This window comes from Chitinophaga sp. Ak27, from assembly GCF_012726295.1.
In the GTDB taxonomy this organism is placed as follows: Bacteria; Bacteroidota; Bacteroidia; order Chitinophagales; family Chitinophagaceae; genus Chitinophaga.
Map to the genome: position 1 here is coordinate 529,631 of NZ_JABAOB010000002.1, position 22,235 is coordinate 551,865.

13 protein-coding genes are annotated in these 22,235 nt (G+C 48.3%); 5 read left to right on the top strand and 8 right to left on the bottom strand.

The genetic code is table 11. The features are described 5' to 3' along the window. Positions 1–3: 3 nt before the first annotated feature. The gene (locus HGH90_RS09950) at positions 4–2,238 is read right to left on the bottom strand and encodes an FUSC family protein (RefSeq protein ID WP_169190985.1); all 2,235 of its coding nucleotides are present in this window, start codon (positions 2,236–2,238) and stop codon (positions 4–6) included. Between the two features lie 250 nt (positions 2,239–2,488). Here HGH90_RS09950 and smc point away from each other — a divergent pair, with 250 nt between their 5' ends. Both smc and HGH90_RS09960 read left to right on the top strand, forming a co-directional pair. Then, positions 2,489–6,019 (top strand): chromosome segregation protein SMC, encoded by a 3,531-nt coding sequence (gene smc, locus HGH90_RS09955; RefSeq protein ID WP_169190986.1) that lies wholly within the window; start codon positions 2,489–2,491, stop codon positions 6,017–6,019. Between the two features lie 77 nt (positions 6,020–6,096). Then, on the top strand, positions 6,097–6,492 hold the full coding sequence (locus HGH90_RS09960) for a DUF4259 domain-containing protein (protein ID WP_169190987.1): 396 nt from the start codon (positions 6,097–6,099) through the stop codon (positions 6,490–6,492). A 217-nt stretch (positions 6,493–6,709) separates the two neighbouring features. Here the strand turns inward: HGH90_RS09960 and HGH90_RS09965 are convergent, their stop codons facing one another. Next, positions 6,710–7,972, bottom strand: coding sequence for a NupC/NupG family nucleoside CNT transporter (locus tag HGH90_RS09965; RefSeq protein ID WP_168764138.1), 1,263 nt, complete (start codon positions 7,970–7,972; stop codon positions 6,710–6,712). A gap of 148 nt (positions 7,973–8,120) precedes the next feature. Here HGH90_RS09965 and HGH90_RS09970 point away from each other — a divergent pair, with 148 nt between their 5' ends. From HGH90_RS09970 to HGH90_RS09980, 3 genes are all read left to right on the top strand, one after another. Beyond that, positions 8,121–10,412, top strand: coding sequence for a c-type cytochrome (locus HGH90_RS09970; RefSeq protein WP_169190988.1), 2,292 nt, complete (start codon positions 8,121–8,123; stop codon positions 10,410–10,412). Between the two features lie 279 nt (positions 10,413–10,691). Beyond that, positions 10,692–12,257 (top strand): FMN-binding glutamate synthase family protein, encoded by a 1,566-nt coding sequence (locus tag HGH90_RS09975; protein ID WP_168764136.1) that lies wholly within the window; start codon positions 10,692–10,694, stop codon positions 12,255–12,257. A 15-nt stretch (positions 12,258–12,272) separates the two neighbouring features. Then, the gene (locus HGH90_RS09980; protein ID WP_168764135.1) at positions 12,273–12,650 is read left to right on the top strand and encodes a GreA/GreB family elongation factor; all 378 of its coding nucleotides are present in this window, start codon (positions 12,273–12,275) and stop codon (positions 12,648–12,650) included. Between the two features lie 97 nt (positions 12,651–12,747). Here HGH90_RS09980 and HGH90_RS09985 read toward each other — a convergent pair whose 3' ends face one another. The 6 genes from HGH90_RS09985 to HGH90_RS10010 all read right to left on the bottom strand — a co-directional run bounded on the left by HGH90_RS09985 (position 12,748) and on the right by HGH90_RS10010 (position 22,220). Further along, positions 12,748–13,290 carry a DUF192 domain-containing protein gene (locus HGH90_RS09985; RefSeq protein ID WP_168764134.1) on the bottom strand — a complete coding sequence of 181 codons (543 nt, stop codon included), beginning with the start codon at positions 13,288–13,290 and terminating at the stop codon, positions 12,748–12,750. Positions 13,291–13,302: 12 nt separating this feature from the next. Then, complete coding sequence (mqnE, locus tag HGH90_RS09990; protein WP_169190989.1) at positions 13,303–14,484, bottom strand: aminofutalosine synthase MqnE; 1,182 nt, start codon at positions 14,482–14,484, stop codon at positions 13,303–13,305. Then, the gene (locus tag HGH90_RS09995) at positions 14,481–16,619 is read right to left on the bottom strand and encodes a M43 family zinc metalloprotease (protein ID WP_169190990.1); all 2,139 of its coding nucleotides are present in this window, start codon (positions 16,617–16,619) and stop codon (positions 14,481–14,483) included. Before HGH90_RS09995 ends, mqnE begins: the two co-directional genes overlap by 4 nt. A 130-nt stretch (positions 16,620–16,749) precedes the next feature. Continuing rightward, positions 16,750–17,067, bottom strand: a complete 318-nt coding sequence (trxA, locus tag HGH90_RS10000) for a thioredoxin (protein ID WP_133810785.1) — start codon at positions 17,065–17,067, stop codon at positions 16,750–16,752. 1,080 nt (positions 17,068–18,147) lie between these two features. Beyond that, on the bottom strand, positions 18,148–19,752 hold the full coding sequence (locus HGH90_RS10005) for a T9SS type A sorting domain-containing protein (RefSeq protein ID WP_169190991.1): 1,605 nt from the start codon (positions 19,750–19,752) through the stop codon (positions 18,148–18,150). Continuing rightward, complete coding sequence (locus HGH90_RS10010) at positions 19,752–22,220, bottom strand: beta strand repeat-containing protein (RefSeq protein ID WP_169190992.1); 2,469 nt, start codon at positions 22,218–22,220, stop codon at positions 19,752–19,754. Before HGH90_RS10010 ends, HGH90_RS10005 begins: the two co-directional genes overlap by 1 nt. Positions 22,221–22,235: the final 15 nt, after the last annotated feature.

Consider the following 22,235-nt stretch of genomic DNA (forward strand, 5'->3'; position numbering starts at 1 on the left):
TTTTCAAAATTTTATCTGCCCCAGCGCTTTACTCATATCCTTCATCAGCGACAGGATGGCAACCAGTTGATCATGCACCTGTTTTGTTTCCAGCATCTCATCTCTCACCGGAGTAGCTCCTTTGCCTTCATTAATTTCCTGCTGGCGCTGGTGCACCAGGCTTTCCAGGTGCGCATCGAGCCGGTCAAAGGCGTGTACAATGGGAGATGGCTGCGCATTGGCGCTGGTAGCCGGGTCCATCATCAGTTGGAGCTGATCCATGTAATGCAACAAGTAATCCGTGATTTCGCGGTATTCCGGGCGGGGAAACTGTACGCCATGATGCATGCTGTAAGCCGCCAGCGTAGCGGTATGAGAGGTAAGGGTATGATTCAGTACCACGTAGTGATATACTTCCGACGGATTCTTTTGCTTGCTCTTGGGTTCTGACAGCATTCGCTGGAAGGCCGCCATCATATTGGCAGAGGCCACATAGGTATCTTTCCTGGCCAGCTTAAAATCGACAACAGCTACCTTTTCGTTGGAATAGGCCCGCATTACCAGCTCAAAATACTTGCTGCTGGCACTCATCATCTTCTTCATATAATCCGGCAGGAAGTTATGCTCCCAGGTGGGCCATAGCAGCATGTTGGCGAAAAAGGCCAGGCCACCGCCGATAAAGGTGTCCAGCACCCGCTGGGTAAGGTTGTACAGGTCTGACGGATGCAGGAAATGCAACAGGAAAATGACAAAGGGCGTAGTGAAAAATACACTCAACGTATACTGGATGGTCATGAAGCTATAAGCGCCCAGGATACAGAGCAGCATCATGATAAAGATCACGGTATTGTTGTGGGTAACGTACAGCAGCCCCGCGGCAAATAGGGCGCCGGTAACGGTGCCTATCAGGCGTTGGATGCTCCGCGATTTGGTAAGCCCGAAACCTGGCTTCAGGATCACTACTACAGTCAGCAAAATCCAGTATACCCGGTCCAGGTGCAGGGCGATTCCCAGCCCATAACCCGCCACGGTAGCCAGGCTTACGCGGATGGCATGCCGGAAGATATGCGACTTGAACGTAAGGTTATCCCGGAATGTTTCAAAGTCATATTTCTGGCGGGTGGTAAATTTCGACAGCTCCAACTTTGGATCTATCGACTCGTCTTTCAATCGCTCCAACCGGGTGAGGCGATGCAGGTTATAAATGCGCTGCGCCATATCCTGCAGGTTTTGCAGGATGTTGGTGAGCGGGATGGTGCGGGTTCTTTCCTTGAGGGTGGGGAGTTGCAGGGTAATGTCGGCAATGGCTTGCTTTACCTTTTCCATTTCTGCCTTCAGGTTGTTTTTAGGTAAGGAGCGCTGGCCGGCAGCTACGGCTATACCGATATTACGCAGCTCCTGCACAAAAGCCAGGATGAGGGTATGGAATTTTTCCAGGATATCCAGGTCTTTAAAATCGGCCTGCAGGGCGTTGTAGTCTGTTTGCGAGGCCATGATCTGTTCTTGGAGGTCTACCATATCCAGAAAAATAAGCACCATGCTTTTGTTGATGCTAGTGGTTCCTTGTTGGGCAGAACGCCTTTTCAGCAGCAGCTCCCGTACATTCTCTTGTTTTTCGTTGACGATCACCTGTTGCGCCAGCACCGCCTTATAGTTGTCGATCACATTGACGCCCGGCGTATAAAAATTGGCCCGTTGCTCCAGGTAGCGGGCAGTTTGGGTGATACAATCGCCCAAGGCCTGCTGTACGTTGAGATAGGGGCGTATCTGCCATAACACCAGCGCCAGTGCGGCATACCAGATGCTGCCCAGCAATACCATAGAAGCATGCAGGAGTGTGAGTTGCGGCGTGAGCTGGGTTTCGCCCAGTATGGATACCATCACGAGTAAACAGCCGGTGCCTATATTGCCGCCCCGGTTCCCGTATACCAGCATCATGGCAAAAACAAAGCAACAAACAATTATCCAGATGGCCATCGGGATCGGGTAAGGTATCAGCAGGCCGGTACCCAACGCAGTAAAGAAAATGAGAATGGTACTGATGATCAGCCCATTCCGTTTATGGATAATAGTGCCCGGTACATCACTAAGGGCGGTACACAGTGCCCCCATCGACATGGCGATGCCCAGTCCCAGCTCATCGAAATACGCAAATACCAGCGAAGGTACAACCACACTGATGGTGGTACGCATACCGTTGCTGAAATGATAACTATAAAGGAAGTTTTTAATGTTATTGATTCGCTGTTCTGTATGCAAACGTATACGGGTTTTTGATGGCCAAAGATAGGGAAAAGCTTTTCGGTTTTTTCCAACACCAAATTTAATTGTAATTGTTCTTTTTACTATATTTATAATCAGACTCTTAGGTGGTCGCGGCATACTGCGGACAGAGGCTATTGGCCGGCAATTGTGTATAAATAATTACGGTATATTATGGCTTCTCACTTAAATTACTTTTTGATTTAAAATTATATCTTTGACGCCTTAAAAAACCTCGGAGTACGACGTGCGCTTAAAAACACTAGAAATTAAAGGCTTTAAAAGTTTTGCAGATAAAACCGTTTTGCAGTTTGACGAAGGCATCACCGGTGTGATTGGGCCAAACGGTTGTGGCAAAAGTAATATCATCGACTCCATTCGCTGGGTAATCGGCGAACATAAAATCAGCAACCTCAGATCTGATAACCAGGCTGGCCTGGTATTCAATGGGTCCAAAAGCCGTTCCGCCAGCGGAATGGCAGAAGTGAGCCTCACTTTCGAGAATACCAAAAATGTACTCCCCACCGAGTTTACCACGGTGACGATTACACGGAAATTTTACAAAAATGGCGATAGCGAATACCGTCTTAACGACGTTGCCTGCCGCCTGAAAGATATCCATAACCTGTTCATGGACACCGGCGTGAGCACCGACTCCTATGCCATCATCGAACTGGGAATGGTAGACGATATTATCAAGGATAAGGAAAACAGCCGTCGCCGGATGCTGGAACAGGCCGCCGGTATATCCATCTATAAAACCCGTAAAAAGGAAGCCAAATCCAAGCTGGATGCCACCGAAGGGGATCTGAACCGCATTGAAGACCTCCTGTTCGAGATCAACAACAACCTCAAAACCCTGGAAAGCCAGGCCCGCAAAGCCGAACGCTTCTACGAGGTGAAAAAGGAATACCGCGATATCAGCATAGAATTGGCCAAAGCCGCCCTGGAAGGATTTAACATCACCTTCAAGGAACTATCGGACACCCAACAGGCGGAAAGCGACCGTAAACTGGCCCTGGAAACGGAAATTCTCACCGCTGAAGCGGCCGTGGAACAGGATAAGCTCCATTTCGTAGCCAAAGAAAGAGAACTGCAATCCATGCAGAAATCTTTTAATGAGCTAGTATCCACCATCCGAACAAAAGAAAACGATAAAAACCTCGCCACGCAGCAACTGACCTACCTGCGGGAACGGGAAAAAAATATCAACGACTTCCTCAACAGTGCGGAAGGACAATTACAGGGACTCACCACCTCTATTGAGTTTACAGAGAAACAGGTGGTAGAAGAGAACGAAGTGTTCGAAACCATGACCGACGAACTGGAAACATTGCGCGACATGGTGGAGGAAAAGAAAGAACGCTTCCATCAAAAGAAGCAGGCCCTCGAAACCCTGCGCAACGACCAGCAACGCTGGCAGCGCCAACAGTTCGAAGCCGAAAAGAAAGTAGCCGTAGCCGATACTTCCGTGATGAACCTGCAACGGAGTATGCAGCAGCTCCAGGAAGAAAAAGCCAATCGCCTGCAACAAATTGCGCAACTGGAAACAGAGAAAACAGCCCTGCAAACAACGCTGGATACCAGCAAAACAGAGCTGGATAATATGGTCCGCTTCCAGGAAGAAACCAAAAGCAAGATCCTCGCTACCCAATCCGATATTGAAGGCCTCCGCGATAAGCTGGTGGATGAAAACCGTAGCCTCGATTCCAAAAAGAACGAATACGACCTCCTCAAATCGCTGGTAGACAGCCTGGAAGGCTATCCCGAAAGTATCAAGTTCCTGAAAAAGAATCCCGACTGGAATAATAATGCCCCCATCCTCAGCGATATATTTTTCTGTAAGGAAGAATACCGTACCTGCGTGGAAAATCTCCTCGAGCCTTACCTGAGCTACTACGTAGTCAATAATGTGCACGAGGCGGTACAGGCCATCCAGTTGCTCGACAGTAACAAAAAAGGGAAAGCCAACTTCTTTATCCTGGATCAGTTCCGGACCGACTCCACGCCGCTGCTGGCGCCTCCCGGCACCATCCCTGCGCTGGACGTGGTGGAAATAGAAGAAAAATATAAAGGCCTGGGGCAGCACCTGCTCGGTAAAGTATTTATCGGGGAAGACCTTACCCGCCTGGAATTCAGCCAGCTGGCCGACGAAAGAATGCTGTTGGTAGAGAAATCCGGCCGCATGCATCGCGGTAAATATAATATCAGCGGCGGTTCCGTAGGACTCTTTGAAGGCAAAAAGCTGGGAAGGGCCAAGAACCTGGAAAAGCTGGAAGTAGAAATCAAAGACCTCGAAGCGGTAGTAGGCCGGCTGAGAGTGGCTTTGCAAGACAAACACAACGAAGTACTCGGATATAACAGCCAGTTAAACGAAAGTAACCTTAATGCCGCCCGGGAAAAGGTAAACCAACTGAGCAATCAGCTCTTTGGCCTTCAGAACCGGATTGAAAATTTTCATCACCTCATCGAAGCCGGCGATAAACGCCTCGAAGAAATGCAGCAATCCCTGGAAACCAACCAGGAAAGTATTTCCGGTGTAAAAGACGAACTCGATAGCCTGAATGAAAGAGTAGCCGAACTGCAGGACAGCATCGCAGATGCCGACCGGATGGCCCAGGAGGCGGAACAACAGTTTAACATGGCCACCGTACAGTTTAATAACCAAAACCTGCAACATACCCGCCAGCAGAGCAAGGTACAGGCCCTCAAGCAGGAACTGGAATTTAAACGCAAACAACTGACCGACCTCCACACCCAAATCACCAGCAATAAAACACAGCTGGAAGATGCGGTCGCCAATATTGCTATCGTCGTGGAAAAATTGAGCCACGCAGATGATGGACTGGTAGAGCTATTCCGCCAGCGGGAGGAAGACGAAAAAGCCCTCAACGAAAAAGACCAGGAATATTATAATTTCCGTAACCACCTGCAGGAGCTGGAAAGCACGCTGAGAACAAAACAACGGGCCAAAGAGCAACTGGAACAACAACTCAACACCATCAAGGATAAAGTGAATGAGCTGAAACTGCAACTGACCACCATGAAGGAAAGGCTCAGCGTGGAGTTTAAAGTGAACCTCGATGAAATCATTGATGAACAGCGGAGTTCCGAACTGCCGGTGGAAGAGCTGCAGGCCAGTGCCGAGCGACTCAAAAAGCGCATGGAGAATATGGGTGAAATTAACCCTACCGCCATCGAAGCTTACCAGGAAATGAAAAAGAGATATGAATTTATCCTGGAACAAAAGACCGACCTGGTAAATGCAAAAGACTCTCTCCTGGCTACTATCCAGGAGGTAGAGTCAACCGCCAACCAGAAGTTCCTCGATACTTTTAACCAGGTAAAGGAAAACTTTATCCGTGTATTTAAGGCCTTGTTTACCGAAGAAGACCAGTGCGATATGATCCTGAGCGATCCGGAAAACCTGGCCGATACCGGTATTGAAATTATCGCGAAACCAAAAGGTAAACGCCCCGCGGCTATTACACAGCTGTCGGGAGGGGAGAAAACCCTGACCGCTACCGCGCTGCTGTTTGCCATTTACCTGATCAAACCTGCGCCCTTCTGTATCCTCGATGAGGTGGATGCGCCACTGGATGATGCCAATGTGGGCAAGTTCACTAACATGATCAGGAAGTTTTCCGATAATTCACAATTTATTATTGTAACACACAACAAGCAAACCATGGCCGCTGTAGACGTGATTTACGGTGTTACCATGCAGGAACCGGGGGTAAGTAAGCTGGTACCGGTAGATTTCAGGAGCCTGAACTAGCTGACTGGTTTAATTGTTGTAAAAGAATCCGACAACTTTATTCTTTATTCTATAAAAAATAAAAAAACGTAAACACTATGGGCGCATGGGGCACCAGGAATTTTGAAAATGAAGGATCACAGGATTGGATATTTGACCTGATAGACAACAAAGACGGTGGATTGGTGACGGATACGTTAATACGTATCATGAACAACATCGAAACACTGGAGATACCGGATTGTGAAGAGGCGTTGGCAGCAGCAGAAACAGTGGCGGCACTGGTGAGCCGTCCCAGTGAAGACTTTCCCGAAGACCCGCTGGAAAAGCTGGACGTCTTAAATCTGATTGCTACCCGCGCGCTCCGGAATCAGGCCATTGCTGTGGTAAATAAGATTGTTGCCGGTTCTGAGATGAAGAACTTCTGGGAGGAATCTGGCCAGGGTCCTGCATGGACAGCTGTACAGGCCGACCTGGTGAAAAGACTCGAGTAGTCTGATCCCGGAACCGGATACAGGCAAACGAAGGTGGGCAATTGCTTTACCCGGGCTTCGTCTACCCTTTTTTTTGAAATATTTTTCCGATAAATATCTTAAAACAGTGGCTGGCTACGTGCTATCCACTGTTTTTTTATGGAGATATATGCCTGCTGACAGCATAAAAAAAGCTGATCAAATTGACCAGCTTTCAGCATATGATAGATGTGCGCTGTTAGATCAGCATACCTGCAATGGTGGCCGACATATAAGAGGCCAACGTACCACATAACAACGCTTTTAATCCCAGTTTAGCCAGGTCTGTTCTCCGGTCTGGCGCCAGTTCCCCAATACCGCCGATCTGCATACCTACGCTGCTGAAGTTGGCAAAGCCCGCAATGGCAATGGTAACAATAGCAACTCCTTTGGCAGATATCACCGGTACATTATGACTGGTCAGGCTTTTAAACGCAACAAACTCATTGATGGTCAGCTTTTGCCCCAGCAGCGTAGCCACGCTTTGTACATCTTCTTTAGGTACGCCCATGGCCCAGGCCATCGGCATAAACAACTTACCGAAAATCCAGTCCAGGCTCAGGTCGAAGTTCGGGTTAAACAGATGCCCGATATTGATCAGGCACCAGTCTACCAGTGCAATCAGTGCAATAAAGCCGATCAGCATGGCAATAACGTTCATGGCTATCTTAAAACCATCGCCGGCGCCATGGGAAATGGCATCAATCACGTTGGTGTAGTTGCTCTTTACTTCCATTTTAACACGGCCCATGGTCACGCTCTCCTCTGTTTCCGGGAATACAATCTTGGAAATTACCAGCGCACCCGGCGCGGCCATCAGGCTGGCAGTAATCAGGAAAGGTGCAATATCCATTCCTGCCTGGAAGCCCATGTTGGCATACACCACCAGGATACCACCCGCTATACAAGCCAGGCTTCCACTCATGGAAGCGAGGATTTCACTTTTCGTCATACTCGACAGGTACGGACGTATCATTACCTGGGCTTCTACCTGGCCTACAAAAGCGCTGGCCACATTGCTCAACGCTTCCGCACCGCTTACCCGCATCACAAAGTTCATCGCCCGGGCAATAACCGCTACCACGCGCTGCATAATACCATAGTGATATAATACCGCTACCAGCACACATACCAGGATGATTGTGGCCGTTACGTTGAAGGCAAATACAAATCCACCGCCGGCAAAGTCCTTGATGCTGCCATCCCGCTGCGATACGCCGATACCACCATATACGAATGATGCTCCCTTGGCGGCAAATGCTTCCAGCTTACCCATAGCATCACCTACTTTCTTAAAGAACCAGGTAATAGGCGGCACCTTGAATACCAAAAGGCCAATCAGTAGTTGTAATCCTATACCAGTAATAACGAGCCGGTAGTTTATTTTACTCCTGTTGTTGGAAAATAAAAAGGCAATACCCAGGATGAGGACAATGCCAAAAATGCCCTGAAAGCGTTCCATAAATGCAAATAAATCGTAAAATGTATGCAATGAAGCGACGAAGATAGGTTTTTTTGCCTTTGGAAATACTAAACTGTTATCTCATATAATTTTTCAGAAAAAATATAGGTAGAAATGTATTTTTATCTTTTGCAATCGAATTAAAAACATGCAGCGCAATCATTATTTTCTCCTTTCCACGTTAGCGATTTCCTTATTGGGCGCTTGTCACCAGGGAAAGCAACAAGATAAAAAAAGCAAACACGAAGAAGACTCTATTGCCATGCGGCAGCAGTATGCCAACTCGCCTGTATTAGATGGAAAAACGGCCATCAACCACATGGTGTTCGACAAAGGACTGGATGTACAGCTGGTAGCCGCCGAACCATTGGTGGTTGCCCCGGTGGCCATGACTTTCGATGAAGCCGGTCGTATGTGGGTAGTGGAAATGACCGGATTTATGCCCGATACCACCGGTACCGGAGAAGATAAACCCGATGGGAAAATTGTGATCCTGGAAGATACTAACCGCGACGGGGTCATGGATAAACGTACGGTATTCCTCGACTCCCTGGTATTGCCCAGGGCAGTATGCCTGGTGGAAAACGGGGTGCTGGTAGCCACACCTCCGCAATTGTGGTTTATAGAAAATGACCATGATAAACCCGGCAAAAGAACCCTGGTGGATGACCAGTATGCTGCCGGCGGCAACGTAGAGCACCAGCCAAATGGGCTGTTGCGCGCCATGGACAATTGGATCTATAATGCCAAATCAGATAAACGTTACCGGAAAGTAGGCAACAAATGGCTGAAAGAGGATACCCATTTCCGCGGACAATGGGGCATCACGCAAGACGACCAGGGCCGCCTGTACTATAATAATAACTCCGAGAACTTACTGGGCGATTATTTCCCGCCAGGACTGGGTGGCAACAACCCGCTGCAGCAGCGGGCCGCCGGCTTCGACGAAAAAATTGTACCGGATAACCGCACCTATCCGCTTCATCCCACACCGGGCGTAAACCGCGGGTACCAGAAAGGCACGCTAGATGATAGTCTCCGGCTGGTCAACTTTACCGCCGCCTGCGGTCCATTAATTTACCGTGGTGGCCTGCTGCCGGCCACCTATGCCGGCAATGCCTTTGTAGCAGAGCCTTCGGCTAATCTTATTAAAAGAAACATCCTGTCCGATAGCAGCTTTGTTGCAAAGGGCGTACAAGCCTACCAGGGCAAGGAGTTCCTGGCCAGCGATGACGAGCGTTTCCGCCCGGTGGACTTAGTGACCGGCCCCGATGGCGCTATCTACATCGCAGACATGTACCGCGGGATACTCCAACACAAAACTTATCTCACTGAATATTTAAAAAATGAAATAAAGATGCGGAAGCTCACGCTGCCGCTCAACTGTGGCCGTATTTACCGGATCATCCCGGCAGGCAGCCACCCGGCAAATGTAGTGCTGCCTCCTGATTCGCTGTGCAACCTGCTGCTCAGCAATAACGGCGCCCTGCGTGATAAAGCCCAACAACTGTTGATCGATCATCAAGAGGTAAGCCAGGCGCCCCGTTTAAGAGAGCTGCTGAAAGACAGCCGGCATCCCATCACACAACGTCATGCGTTATGGACCCTGGAAGGATTGCATCAACTCTCCCCAGAAGATCTCACCTTTGTATGGCAACAGCCCGATGCTTCTCTGAAAGTACAAGGCCTGGCCGCGTTGCCTTCGGTGTTAAACAGCGGTAATGTAAAAGCTGCAGTGGCGCCGCTGGATACCTTATCGGATAATAGTTACCTGGCGCCGGTAGTGGCGTATGTTTTACCGGCAGTCAGCAAAGCAGATAAAGCTGCTGCCACGCGGCTGGAAGACAAAATGATAAAAGCGTATGCCCCTAACCGTTATGTGGCTGCTGCGCTGGTAAATAATGCGGTGAATCGCGAAGCTGCCTTGTTAAAACAAGTCACTGCCTGGAACCCTGACACCACGCTGGTGTTGCGTAAGCAACTGCTGGCAGTGTTGAAGAACCTGGACAATAAAGCCAATGCAAAGAAGATGGAAGCGTTGCGTACATCACTTCCGAGAGGATATAAGATCTTCAATACCGTTTGCCAAACCTGTCACGGTAAAAACGGGGAGGGCATTGCCTCCATGGCGCCGCCGCTGAATGAAAGCAATTGGGTGAATGGCAATAAAAATGCGTTCATCTCTATTGTATTATTTGGTTTAACCGGCCCGGTAGAAGTGCACGGCAAAGTGTACAAAGCGCCGGAGATCAACGGCGATATGCCGGGTATTGGCGCCAGCGATGAGTTTAACGATGCAGATATTGCGGAGGTACTCACGTTCCTGCGCAGTGCCTGGAACAACAAGGCGGGTAAAATTACTGCGGCGGATGTACAGCAGGTGAGAAAGCAAAACCAGGGCCGTCAGAAGCCTTTCACTGCCGGTGAATTACCGAAATGATGTGTTTCTTTTAATAAAAGTCCTATATTTGCCGGGTACAATTGATGAATCATTGCATCCGGCAAATAACATATTACTCCTTTCATATACTCCCTGTGCATGTAAATGCATAGGCGGATTTCTTTTGCCGTTCTTATCCTGCCCCAAAGACTTCAACACGTAATCCCGGGCAACTTTTAACTTGTAAAATGTTGTACCCGGGGGAATCACTGCATCTGTAGCTGCGTAGTGTTATTCCATCAAGTATTTTTTCCAAAACAATCTTATAAAATCAGTTTTATGAATCATCGGATAGCACGATGGGCGATTTATTTTTTCTGCCTGTTGCTGGATGTGAGCGTCGCCGCAAGCCTTTACCGTGGATATTTAAGTGGTTGGTTCCTGTTGCCGGTGGCAGTGGGATTGAGCCTGTTAACGATTTACGACCGGCTGCAGGGAAAGCATGCCTTATTGCGTAACTACCCGTTGCTCGGGCGTTTGCGCTACCTGCTGGAACAAATCCGGCCGGAGATGCGGCAGTATTTTTTTGAATCAGACACCGACGGAAGGCCTTTCAGCCGGCGTCAGCGAGCCGTAGTATACCAGCGCGCAAAAGACGTAAAGCAAACCGTTGCCTTTGGTGCGTTGGACAACATGTATGAACCGGGCTATGAATGGGCCGCCCATACTGCTTTTCCTACCAAGGTGAAGCCGGAGGATTTAAGGGTAACCATTGGCAATGAGCAATGTGCGCAGCCTTATAATGCCAGCCTGTTAAATATCAGCGCCATGAGCTATGGTGCATTGAGTAAGACCGCCATTGCCTCGCTGAATGGGGGTGCACAATTGGGCGGCTTTGCGCATAATACGGGCGAGGGAGGTATCAGTCCCTATCACCTGCAAAATGGTGGGGCATTGATCTGGCAGATTGGCACCGGTTACTTTGGTTGCCGGGATGAGCAGGGACATTTCTCGCCGGAAGAATTTACAAAAGCAGCAGCGGAAGGTGCTGTTAAAATGATAGAGCTGAAACTGAGCCAGGGCGCTAAACCCGGTAAAGGAGGCGTACTGCCTGCAGCTAAAAACACCCCTGAAATTGCGGCCATCCGTAAGGTAACGCCAGGGGTAAGCGTATTGTCGCCAGCCGGCCATACCGCCTTCAGTAATGAGTATGAGATGCTGGCCTTCCTGCAACAATTGCGTAAACTTTCCGGGGGCAAGCCGGTAGGGTTTAAGCTGTGTGTAGGCCGTGCAGATGAGTTTGAGCGTATTTGCACCGCTATGGTTAATACCGGCATTTATCCAGACTTTATTACAGTAGATGGTGCAGAAGGCGGTACCGGGGCGGCCCCGCTGGAGTTTACGGATTCTATTGGCATGCCGCTATACGATGCCCTGGCATTGGTGGTGAATATGCTGAAGCACTACGGGTTAAAGAAGCATGTACGTATCCTGGCCAGCGGTAAGATTATTACCGGCTTCGATATTATGAAGGTCCTGGCTATGGGGGCGGATGCCTGCTATAGTGCCCGCGGAATGATGCTGGCCTTGGGTTGTATCCAGGCTTTGCAATGCGATAGCGGCAGTTGCCCGGTAGGCGTAGCTACCCAGGACCCAACGCTGTACCAGGGTGTTAATGTAGCCGACAAAAAAGTAAGGGTGGCCAACTTTCACCGCAATACCATTTATGCATTGGCAGAACTGATGGGGGCCTGTGGCTTTGCTGCTCCCGACAAAGTAAGTCCTGCCGCACTTTACCGGCGTATCACCCGAACGGATGTACGCTCTTATGAAGAAATATATGCTCCGGATTATAACAGCAAAGCGGGAGCGGCGCTCTATCCGGGGCCATCTGTAAACAACTGATAAAAACCGGTCATCATGAAAAAGAAACAGATCATTGTGTCCCTACATGATTACGACATCCTGAAAACCCTGTGCTACCATGCACCGGGTTCCGACAAGCTGAGAGAGGAGCTCGACAGAGCGGTGATAAAAAAAGGTAAGGTACCGGATGACGTAGTACAGGTAAACTCCACCCTGCAGTTCAGAGATGCGCGCAGTGGCGCCGTAAGAAGCGTTCAGCTGGTATTGCCGGCTGCCAGCAACATACAGCTGGGCAAATTATCCATTCTCTCACCGATAGGTACGGCCTTGTTGGGCTATAGCGCCGGTGACGTGATAGACTGGGAAGTGCCTGCGGGCAAAACGCAGCTGCATATCCTGGAGGTGGTAAATACGCCTGCAGCAGCAGTTTAAAGAAGCTATTAGTGTTAGCGATCAAATATGTATCAATAGAGCAAAAAAAGCCCCCGCTTCGTGCGGGGGCTTCCTTTTATAAAAAAGTCGTTATTATTTATTTGTAGCTGATTTTATCGCCATAACCGATATGGTATTTATCACAGAAGCCACCGTTTACTTCCAGTACATACTTCGCTTTTTTGTAAGAAGGAAGGCTTTCCTCCGACAGAGGCGTAGCATATTTTTGAATAGACACGATTTCCATGTTATCTGCGATATAGATAATGTCGAGGGAGATGTAAGTGTTTTTCATCCAGAAGGCCCTTTCTTCCATATCAGGAAAAATGAATAACATGCCCTGGTCGTCTGTCATCGATTTGCGGTACATTAGTCCATCGGCGCGTTGCTCATCGGTTTGTGCCAGCTGTATATCTATTTTACGCAGGGTATCTGCACCTGATTTTGCGATGAAAGCCAGGGCGCCCTGTTTCTTGAAAGCAATCCCATTGGAGGTTTCGCCGGCCACGTCAGGAGTGGTAGTAGTAGCAGCGCCGTTTTCCGTAGTAGCGGTATTGTTGCTGCTGTTGTTACTTCCCTGCTGGTGACAACCCGCAGCGTATAAGCTGGCTATCAGTATACATTTAAGGTGTAGTTGCATAAGATAGAAATGCTATTTGGTGAGCAGTTCTTCATCAGAAAAAACTACTTCGGTATAATCCATTATTTCGTTGTAAACCGTGTCTCTTTCTACCGGGCGTCTGCCAGCTTGTTTGATCAAGGTAGCCAGCTGGGCGGTGTTCATCGATGGGTTTTGTTCTTCCGCGCCTGCCATCGAGTATATCTTAGTGGTATCGTCGATAGTGCCGTCGAGGTCATTTACACCGAAAGACAAGGTGAGTTGAGCGGTATTTCTTCCCAGCATCGGCCAGTAGGCTTTCAGGTGTGGGAAGTTATCCATGTACAAACGGGCTACAGCGTATAGTTTCAGGTCTTCCACGATAGAGCTTTCCGGGATATGGGCCATATCATTGCCTTTATTACGGAATTTCAGTGGAATGAAAGTATTGAAGCCGCCGGTTTCATCCTGCAGTTGACGCAGGCGCTCCATATGGTCGATACGGTCTGCATAAGATTCGATATGGCCATAAAGCATGGTGGCATTGGTATGCATGCCACGCTGATGGGCGGCTTTGTGAATGGCCAGCCATCCGTCGGCATCTACTTTATCGTGACAGATTTTCGCACGTACTTCGGGAGCAAAGATTTCGGCGCCTCCGCCAGGCATGGATTGCAGGCCGGCTTCGTTGAGGATGCGCATCCCTTCTTCAATGCTTACTTTCGCTTTGCGGAACATGTAATCCAGTTCTACCGCCGTAAATCCTTTGATATGCAGATCCGGACGATGTGCCCTGATCTTCTGGATCAGTTCCACGAAGAAGTCGAGCTGCATTTTAGGATGTACGCCGCCTACGATATGCACTTCTGTTACCGGCTGGTTATCGTATTTTTTCACGATATCCATCATCTGGTCTATGCTGAGTTCCCATCCATCTTCCCGGTTTTTATATAGGCGGGAATAAGAACAGAAGTGGCAGGTGAAAACGCAAACGTTGGTAGGTTCTATATGAAAGTTGCGGTTGAAATAAGTTTTATCGCCATGCATCCGCTCTCGTACCTGGTTGGCTAAGGCGCCCAACAGGCCTACATCGCCTTTCTGGAATAAGATCAGCCCTTCTGCGGGTGTAATTCTTTCTGCCTGGAGTATCTTCTCTGCAATGCGTTTGATATCTGCATCTATGTTGGCTTGCTGCAGGAGCGCTTGAACTGCCGGATTATCTTTTCTCGTCGTCATCTTACTTTCATTAATTTAATGGTATTGGCCCTGTTCCTGTAAATTAATTTTACAAAATAAACACCATTTGGCTCATTTACCAAATTAAAGGTCAGCCGGTTCCCTATGCCTATCTCCTTAGCTATTCTGCTCATAATAAACTGTCCGGCGGCATTGTAAATAGATACCTGTACCAGGTCTTCCGGCACCTGGTAAAAGGTGACCCAAACCACCCCGGTAGTCGGGTTAGGGTTCACTAAAACGCCCTTTTCCCTTAAGGTAGGGTTCACATCCTTGGTGACAATCCTTATATTATCAATATAAATGTTATTCTCTGAATTTGAGATATTTCTGAAGGCTACTTGAAATTTTGATTGATGCACCACAGCAGTCAGATCCACAGAATCACGGCGCCATTCGGTAGTGGTGGGTACAAATTCAGTTTGAACCGCTTTTTGCCGCGTAATGAGGTTAGCGCCCCATTTTGAATAGAGGAGTTGACCGGTTTGGCGGCAATCGGTAGTCACCAGCACCTGCAACGTATCCCAGGGATTGGAAGGAGATGCTGTGGCCGGATCGGTATATACCGCGGCGGCTACGTCGAAAAACAGGAATACGGAGTCGCTGTTTTGCGGGTCCAGCACCGGCGTAATGAGGTCGTCTACCTGGCCGTTGGTATTATAGCCCAGGTTACGCATGAGCGCGGAGGCGTTACTATTCCTGCCTACGTCGCGACTGCGTTCCCAGGTAAAGCTGCGGTCGGGGTTATACAGGTCCCATCCGGGAGGAGGGAAGCTGTCGTCTTCAAAGCCCTGCTCGAAAGGGAGGCGCGCTTCGGCATCGTAGCGGAAGCGGATATTTGCGGTATCGTTGCTCACATTTTCATCGGCTACGCCATTGGGCAATTGCGTATAGGCTTTCAGGTTATAGCTGCCAATGGCCACACTGGCCGGTGGCAAGGTAGCGGTGGCCTGCTGCAGTGGGTTCAGGTTACCGGTCCATTGATAGGAGGTAAGGGGGCCGTTGTTCAGCTGGTACCAGATGGTAGCCGAGGTAAGCGGGCGGCTGCCGCGGTTGCGGATGGTTACCACCGGGTTAATACGGGGATCGCATATTTTGCCGGAAGGCGCATCAATACTCACCAGCGAGGCATCGTTGGCCACCAGGATAGGTGGCACACAACCATCGGAGGTCATCAGGGTAGTAGTAATATTTTCCAGCACATAGCGCATACGGTCTACCTGTCCGGCGGTGAAAAGGTGCATACAGGCATCGTCGGTATAGTCCATATAGTTCATGAACATGACGCCGGGCGCTACTGTGGTGCAGTTATCCAGTTTAGGGAAAGTGGGGCAGCCGTAGGTATTATCTCCTTGCAGGGGCGTATCGGTAATCCCATCATCAATGGTACAACCGCCGTTATCATCTCCCCAAATATGCTTTAAACCAAAGTAGTGGCCGATTTCATGGGTACAGGTGCGGCCCAGGTCATATACCCGGCCTACACTGCCGGTGGTACCGAAAGCGGTATAGTGTATTACTACGCCCTCCTGTTCTTCCGGGAAGCCGGTTCCCGGGGGAGCAGCCACACCGAGGTAGTTGCCGGAAAGGCGGGTAACCCATATGTTAAGGTATTTGGAATGGTCCCAGGCATCAGAGCCACCGGTACTGTTGTACTTGGCATCGGCGGCGGCGCCATTGATCGAAAAGCTTTGACCGGCGGCGGTCTTTACCTTTACGATGCCGCTGGTAGGTTCTCCATCCGGTGTACGCTGGGCAAGGCAGAAGTTAATACGGGTATTGCCAATGAGCGGTTGCCATACCGCCGGCACCTGGCTGATATCGGTATTGGCAGCATTATAATCACGGTTTAATACATCTATCTGGGAAAGCACCTGGTTGTAGGTAACCGCGCTGGTATCATCGAGTACAATATGCACCACCACGGGGATAGACACGGTTTGGGGGATAGCCTCTACTTTGGCGCGCTGGGCTTGCCCCAACAGCATCTGACGTTCATTTTGCTGTACAATCTGCAGCAATCGCGGGTTTTCGTTTACGCGTTGTTGTATGACTTCCGCCGTGCCGCATTTCCGCTGCGCCACCGCTGTCAGGCCATAGAAAGAGGTAAACAGGATAATAAAGAGATAACGCAAAAAGGTAAGTTTTGGGAATGAAGATACGAGAAAGAATTTGCGAATGTAATATGTCGTCAAAAAAGGAATACGGAAAAAAAAAGCGTCCCGGTATACACCGGGACGCTTTTTCACTCAGTTTTTATAAAAATTACATATTGGCCTGAATTTTCTTATCCAGCACAGATTTAGGCACTGCGCCTACCTGTTTGTCAACTACCTGGCCACCTTTTACGAAAAGGATAGCCGGGATGCTGGTGATACCGTAATTGATAGACAACTGTGGGTTCTGATCCACGTTCACTTTACCGATGTTTACTTTACCTGCGTAATCTTTAGACAATTCTTCGATAACCGGACCAATCGCGCGACAAGGACCACACCATTCTGCCCAAAAGTCGATAACAGTTAATTTATCGGAATTCAGAACTTCTGTTTCAAAGTTCGCGTCTGTGATTTCTAAAGCCATATTCAAAAGTTTTAAAAAGGTATATTAATGATTGTTTTGATTTTCAAATTTGTATAATAGTCATCAAATCCTGATCCGAACGCAAATTACTGCATTTTTGACACGGTACTTATTGATTATCTCTATACACATATCAATTGCGCAGATGTAAAAGTAGTGAATTTGTGATTATTAGTGATTTTTACGGCAATTCTAACAAATAAGTATGAGTTTGTTTGATCAAAAACGATATAGCAGTAATGATCCTAATAAATATGGTGAGACGAATCGTCATGTCATAGGTGCCATTCCGGCAATAGTAAGGCAGATAGCTGAATTTCAGACGAACATTATTGTATCTGGCTTTCATCCTGGAGTTTCTATTCCCTTATTTGTTTTTCTCGGTGCTTTGATGTGAAGAAACTCCGTACGGATATGAAGACCGGTGACCCCAACGCTACAGGAGTCGCTGCTAAGGCAGCTCTAGATGTGACAATAGGTGCCGTTTCTGTATGGGGGGCCTGTTGGTTGGACGATAGGTACTGTTTATTTTTGTGGGTGATGCCCTTGGTTGGTGGGAAAAAGACTGGGGACAACCCGAATATAAGGAATAATAAATTTTAGATGATGCGACAGTTTTATAAATATATCATTTACCGGCTTTATACCTGGGCTAAGAATGGGCCTAGTAACAGTACACCTATTCTCAATGTACTTATAACGCTTGCGTTTGTACATTATATGCAATTGGGAATAGTACTTCTAATTGTGGGACTGAGTCTGCGGTCCAGTGTTCATTTCCCGAGAATCGGGCCTGAGTATATTGTTGGCTTCATGTTTCTATTGTTAATCGCTCACTATTTTCTTTTTTACAATAAAGAAAGATGGGCTAGTTATGAGAAAGAGTTCAAAGATGAAAGCCCCGAAGAAAGCAGGAGAGGCAAAATTTATGTGCTGGTCTATTTAATAGGAAGCACACTTGGCGCTATACCTTTAATGCTGCTTCTTGGTAAGATTTTTCATACAATATAGTAGGCGGGAATACAGTAACGGCAGGAAGCCTCCTGTCGTTACTCCGTTCTGATGAAGTGTGAATTTACATCAATGCACCACCACCATTTTAGCCGTCATCACTACCCGGTCGGAATCTTCCGTATCATAGAATGTCAGGATATACAATCCAGCCGGCAGATCTGATTTGGAAACAAAAGTATGGTTACTGGTGAGCAGCCGGTTATCCCGTTCTCTACCGAGTACATCGTGTGTAACCATGCGCAGTTTATGATGAATACCCACCAGGTTTACGGTGAAGTTTCCATTGTTGGGGTTGGGACTGATGGTGATTTCAATCAGCCAAGGTACTTTTTTAACGGCACTGTAGAAGATTTTACCATCCCGGCCATATATTTTTAAGCGGTAGTAAGTCCAGTTATCATACTCATCGTCATCGCGGTAGTTATAGTCGAGCGCGCCAATGCTGGTACCGTTCAGGCTATGTGGGGCGATCTTGGCCACGGTGTAAAAGCTGTCTTCATTTTCGCGGTGGCGCTGTAATTCATAATGATCCAGGTTGAGTTCTTTGGTGGTACGCCAATGGGTGCCTACCCACCGGATGGTTTCGCGATAAGCTTCAAAGAAAAGGGCTACATCGGAAGTTACTTTATTGAAAGAGGCTAGCGACAGGAAGGTGTTCACTTCCCCGCCATCGCCAAAGGTCCTGCTGTTGATATAGGTGTTGCGTATGGTGGCGCCTCTGGTAAGTGTACCCGGACTGGCAATTCCTGAAGGGGCCACAGTATCCCATGCTGTGCCACCAGCGAGGCGGGTAACATAGCTGCTGTCGCGGTTAATGGAAAACGCAGGCGTTTCACTTTCCTCTGGATGCTGTAACAGTACGGTGACATTGTTCAATGCGCCGGAGTCCTGTTTTACATGCCAGGTTTTTAGTGTGTAACCTGAAGTGTTCATATCTCCTGAAAGACCATATTGGTAAACGTTGTCAAACACCCTGGCCTGAATAGTTTTCGGGGCGTTGCTATTGCTTTTTACCGCCATAGGAGAGTAGCTGTCGGTGGTACTGCCAACGGGGTATACTACCATATCATTGGCAGGAGTAACCTGTTCTCTGAAAAGGAAACCGCCGGCAGGTTGACTGCCAGTTACCACAAAGGCTTTGTTGGAGTAGCCGGTGATAGTACCGGGATCGCCGTTGCCCACCACCAGGTTCCAGCCATTCAACAGGAGTCGGCCGGTTTCAAAATTGAGGTTGTAGCGTACTTTCAGATCACTTAAATCGTCGAGGTGAATATTATTACTGTTGCCGATGCTCAGGTTAGGGAAGCTGGCGCCAGTGCTCCCACTGGCGCTATAGCCTCCGTATATATGCTGGACACCTATGTTAATACCTTTTACCTGCAGGAAGCGAAAAGTGCCGCCCATGTTTGATTGGTGAGTATTGTTGTAATCATTTTCATCCGGTAAGGCAGCATCATTGCTATTTTCCCATTTGCTGCCGTAAAAATTGATGACACTTCCTTTTAGGGAACCAAACCGGCCCTCGTTTTTTACATCACTGAAAATGGCTACCGTATCATGCGAATGAACGCTGATATTTCCTCCGGGAGGAACATATACGCCGGTTTGTGCCAGGCATAGCTGTGTTCCGGTTAAGAGGCAGGTGATCATATAGAGTGTAAACCAGCGCATCAGGGATTGATAACAGTTACATCAAAAGTTACAGAGCCAAGTTTCTGGTTACCGCCGCTACCCGCGCCGGTATTGATAAAGTTGATGGTAATAGTGTTGGCTGCACTGATAAAGGAATAAGCTATGGCCAATCCCTGCGGCAGCGCGGTACGGGGATTTACAATCACGGAAGCATTCAGATTGGCGCCTGTAACAGTAGCAGTTTTGGTGAGACTGGAAGTAGTAGTGATATTGGTAGTACCATCTGATAAGCTGAAGTTTGACTTAATCATAGCGCTTACCACAGTGCCGCTGGCGCCCAGTTTAAAGTTACCTCCTACATCCAGTTTGGCGGCGGGAGTGGTATTGGCGATACCCACATTGCCGGTTCCATCTATCCGCATGGCTTCGTTGGTACTGGCGGTACCGCCGGTGATGAACATCAGGTTTTTGCCGGAGGCTGCGTTACCGATCACGAAGTTGTTGCCGGTCGCATACAGGTAAGCGGTATTGCCGCCGCCTATAACAGTTCCATTACCATTTCCTGCGGAGGTGATACCCATATCAATGAAATTGCTACCACCACCGTTATTGGCATAGGCAACAATATCGGAGCTCGCATTCGGGCCGCCGTGAGTGTTTGTAAGGCTCATTTGCAGGCTACCGTTTACGAAGCCTTGTCCGCGGATTAGGTTAGTGGAGGTAGAGGTGCCGCCATCTACCAGCAGGCGTTCGGGGTTGGTTGCATTAAATGCATTACTGCCAATACCTACGCTGCCGGTGGCGTTTATGCGCATTCTTTCGGTATTGTTGGTAATAAACGGCAGATCAAAATTGGTAGTGGTACCCAGGTTTTGTACCGCAGTTACTCCGTTACCTCCTAACAGCCAGCCACCTACGGAGCCTGAAAATGAGATGGTACCGTTAACCTTGTCATAAGTAATACCGCTACCTGCGCTGAACAAAGAGCGCACTTTTAAGTAAAAATTAGCAATATTGGTAGTGTCTATGGTGGAGAGTTTATTGTTGAAAGTATTCCAATCGGTGCTGCTCAAATAACCATTAGTAGTGGCAGAAGCCTGGCTGATACCGATTACACCGTTGTTGTAAGTGATAGGAGCTGTTCCGGAGAACAGGCTCCTCACTTTCCCGCTAAAATTCGCAATGTTGGTGGTATCGATGGAAGACAGTTTGTTATTGAAAGTATTCCAATCGGTGCTGCTCAAATAACCATTAGTAGTAGCAGAAGCCTGGCTGATACCGATTACACCGTTGGCGTAAGTGATAGGAGCTGTTCCGGAGAACAGGCTCCTCACTTTCCCGCTAAAATTCGCAATGTTGGTGGTATCGATGGAAGACAGTTTGTTATTGAAAGTATTCCAATCGGTGCTGCTCAGATAACCATTAGTAGTGGCAGAAGCCTGGCTGATGCCGATTACACCGTTGTTGTAAGTGATAGGAGCTGTTCCGGAGAACAGGCTCCTCACTTTCCCGCTAAAATTCGCAATGTTGGTGGTATCGATGGAAGACAGTTTGTTATTGAAAGTATTCCAATCGGTGCTGCTCAGATAACCGTTAGTAGTGGCAGAAGCCTGGCTGATACCAATCACACCGTTGTTGTAAGTGATAGGAGCTGTTCCGGAGAACAGGCTCCTCACTTTCCCGCTAAAATTCGCAATGTTGGTGGTATCGACAGAAGACAGTTTGTTGTTGAAAGTATTCCAATCGGTGCTGCTCAGATAACCGTTAGTAGTGGCAGAAGCCTGGCTGATGCCGATTACACCGTTGTTGTAAGTGATAGGAGCTGTTCCGGAGAACAGGCTCCTCACTTTCCCGCTAAAATTCGCAATGTTGGTGGTATCGACGGAAGACAGTTTGTTGTTGAAAGTATTCCAATCCGCACTGCTTAAATAACCATTAGTACTGGTGGAAGCCTGGCTGATGCCGATTACACCGTTGTTGTAAGTGATAGGAGCTGTTCCGGAGAACAGGCTCCTCACTTTCCCGCTAAAATTCGCAATGTTGGTGGTATCGACAGAAGACAGTTTGTTGTTGAAAGTATTCCAATCCGCACTGCTTAAATAACCATTAGTACTGGTGGAAGCCTGGCTGATACCGATTACGCCATTGTTGTAAGTGATAGGAGCCGTTCCGGAGAACAGGCTCCTCACTTTCACGCTGAAGTTGGCTATATCAATCGTATCAACCGCAAACAATGCTTTTTTCCAGGAGCCTGCACTACGTACCCTCAGGCTGTTGTCGCCTTTGTAAAAGAGAATGGTACCGTCTTGCGCAGTAGTCAAAGTAGCTACTGTTGTATCTGGGATCCTGGTAAGTAGTAATCCCTGGTTTTGACTTTCCAGTTCCAATACGGAAGCCTTATTGATGGCGCTGGGGTTGTTACCCAGTTTCAGTTGTTGCGCAACTGAAAACAAAGGAAATAACAATATTGACGCCGCCAGCAGGGGGAAATGAAATATGCTTTTCATAGCAACTAGTTGAAT

What these genes read in the sequence shown, in the direction of transcription:
- HGH90_RS09960 (WP_169190987.1), top strand. Translation starts at nt 6,097, where the DNA reads ATGGGCGCATGGGGCACCAGGAATTTTGAAAATGAAGGATCACAGGAT.
- HGH90_RS09965 (WP_168764138.1), bottom strand. Translation starts at nt 7,972, where the DNA reads ATGGAACGCTTTCAGGGCATTTTTGGCATTGTCCTCATCCTGGGTATT.
- HGH90_RS09970 (WP_169190988.1), top strand. Translation starts at nt 8,121, where the DNA reads ATGCAGCGCAATCATTATTTTCTCCTTTCCACGTTAGCGATTTCCTTA.
- HGH90_RS09975 (WP_168764136.1), top strand. Translation starts at nt 10,692, where the DNA reads ATGAATCATCGGATAGCACGATGGGCGATTTATTTTTTCTGCCTGTTG.
- HGH90_RS09980 (WP_168764135.1), top strand. Translation starts at nt 12,273, where the DNA reads ATGAAAAAGAAACAGATCATTGTGTCCCTACATGATTACGACATCCTG.
- HGH90_RS09985 (WP_168764134.1), bottom strand. Translation starts at nt 13,290, where the DNA reads ATGCAACTACACCTTAAATGTATACTGATAGCCAGCTTATACGCTGCG.
- mqnE (WP_169190989.1), bottom strand. Translation starts at nt 14,484, where the DNA reads ATGACGACGAGAAAAGATAATCCGGCAGTTCAAGCGCTCCTGCAGCAA.
- trxA (WP_133810785.1), bottom strand. Translation starts at nt 17,067, where the DNA reads ATGGCTTTAGAAATCACAGACGCGAACTTTGAAACAGAAGTTCTGAAT.
- HGH90_RS10005 (WP_169190991.1), bottom strand. Translation starts at nt 19,752, where the DNA reads ATGCGCTGGTTTACACTCTATATGATCACCTGCCTCTTAACCGGAACA.
- HGH90_RS10010 (WP_169190992.1), bottom strand. Translation starts at nt 22,220, where the DNA reads ATGAAAAGCATATTTCATTTCCCCCTGCTGGCGGCGTCAATATTGTTA.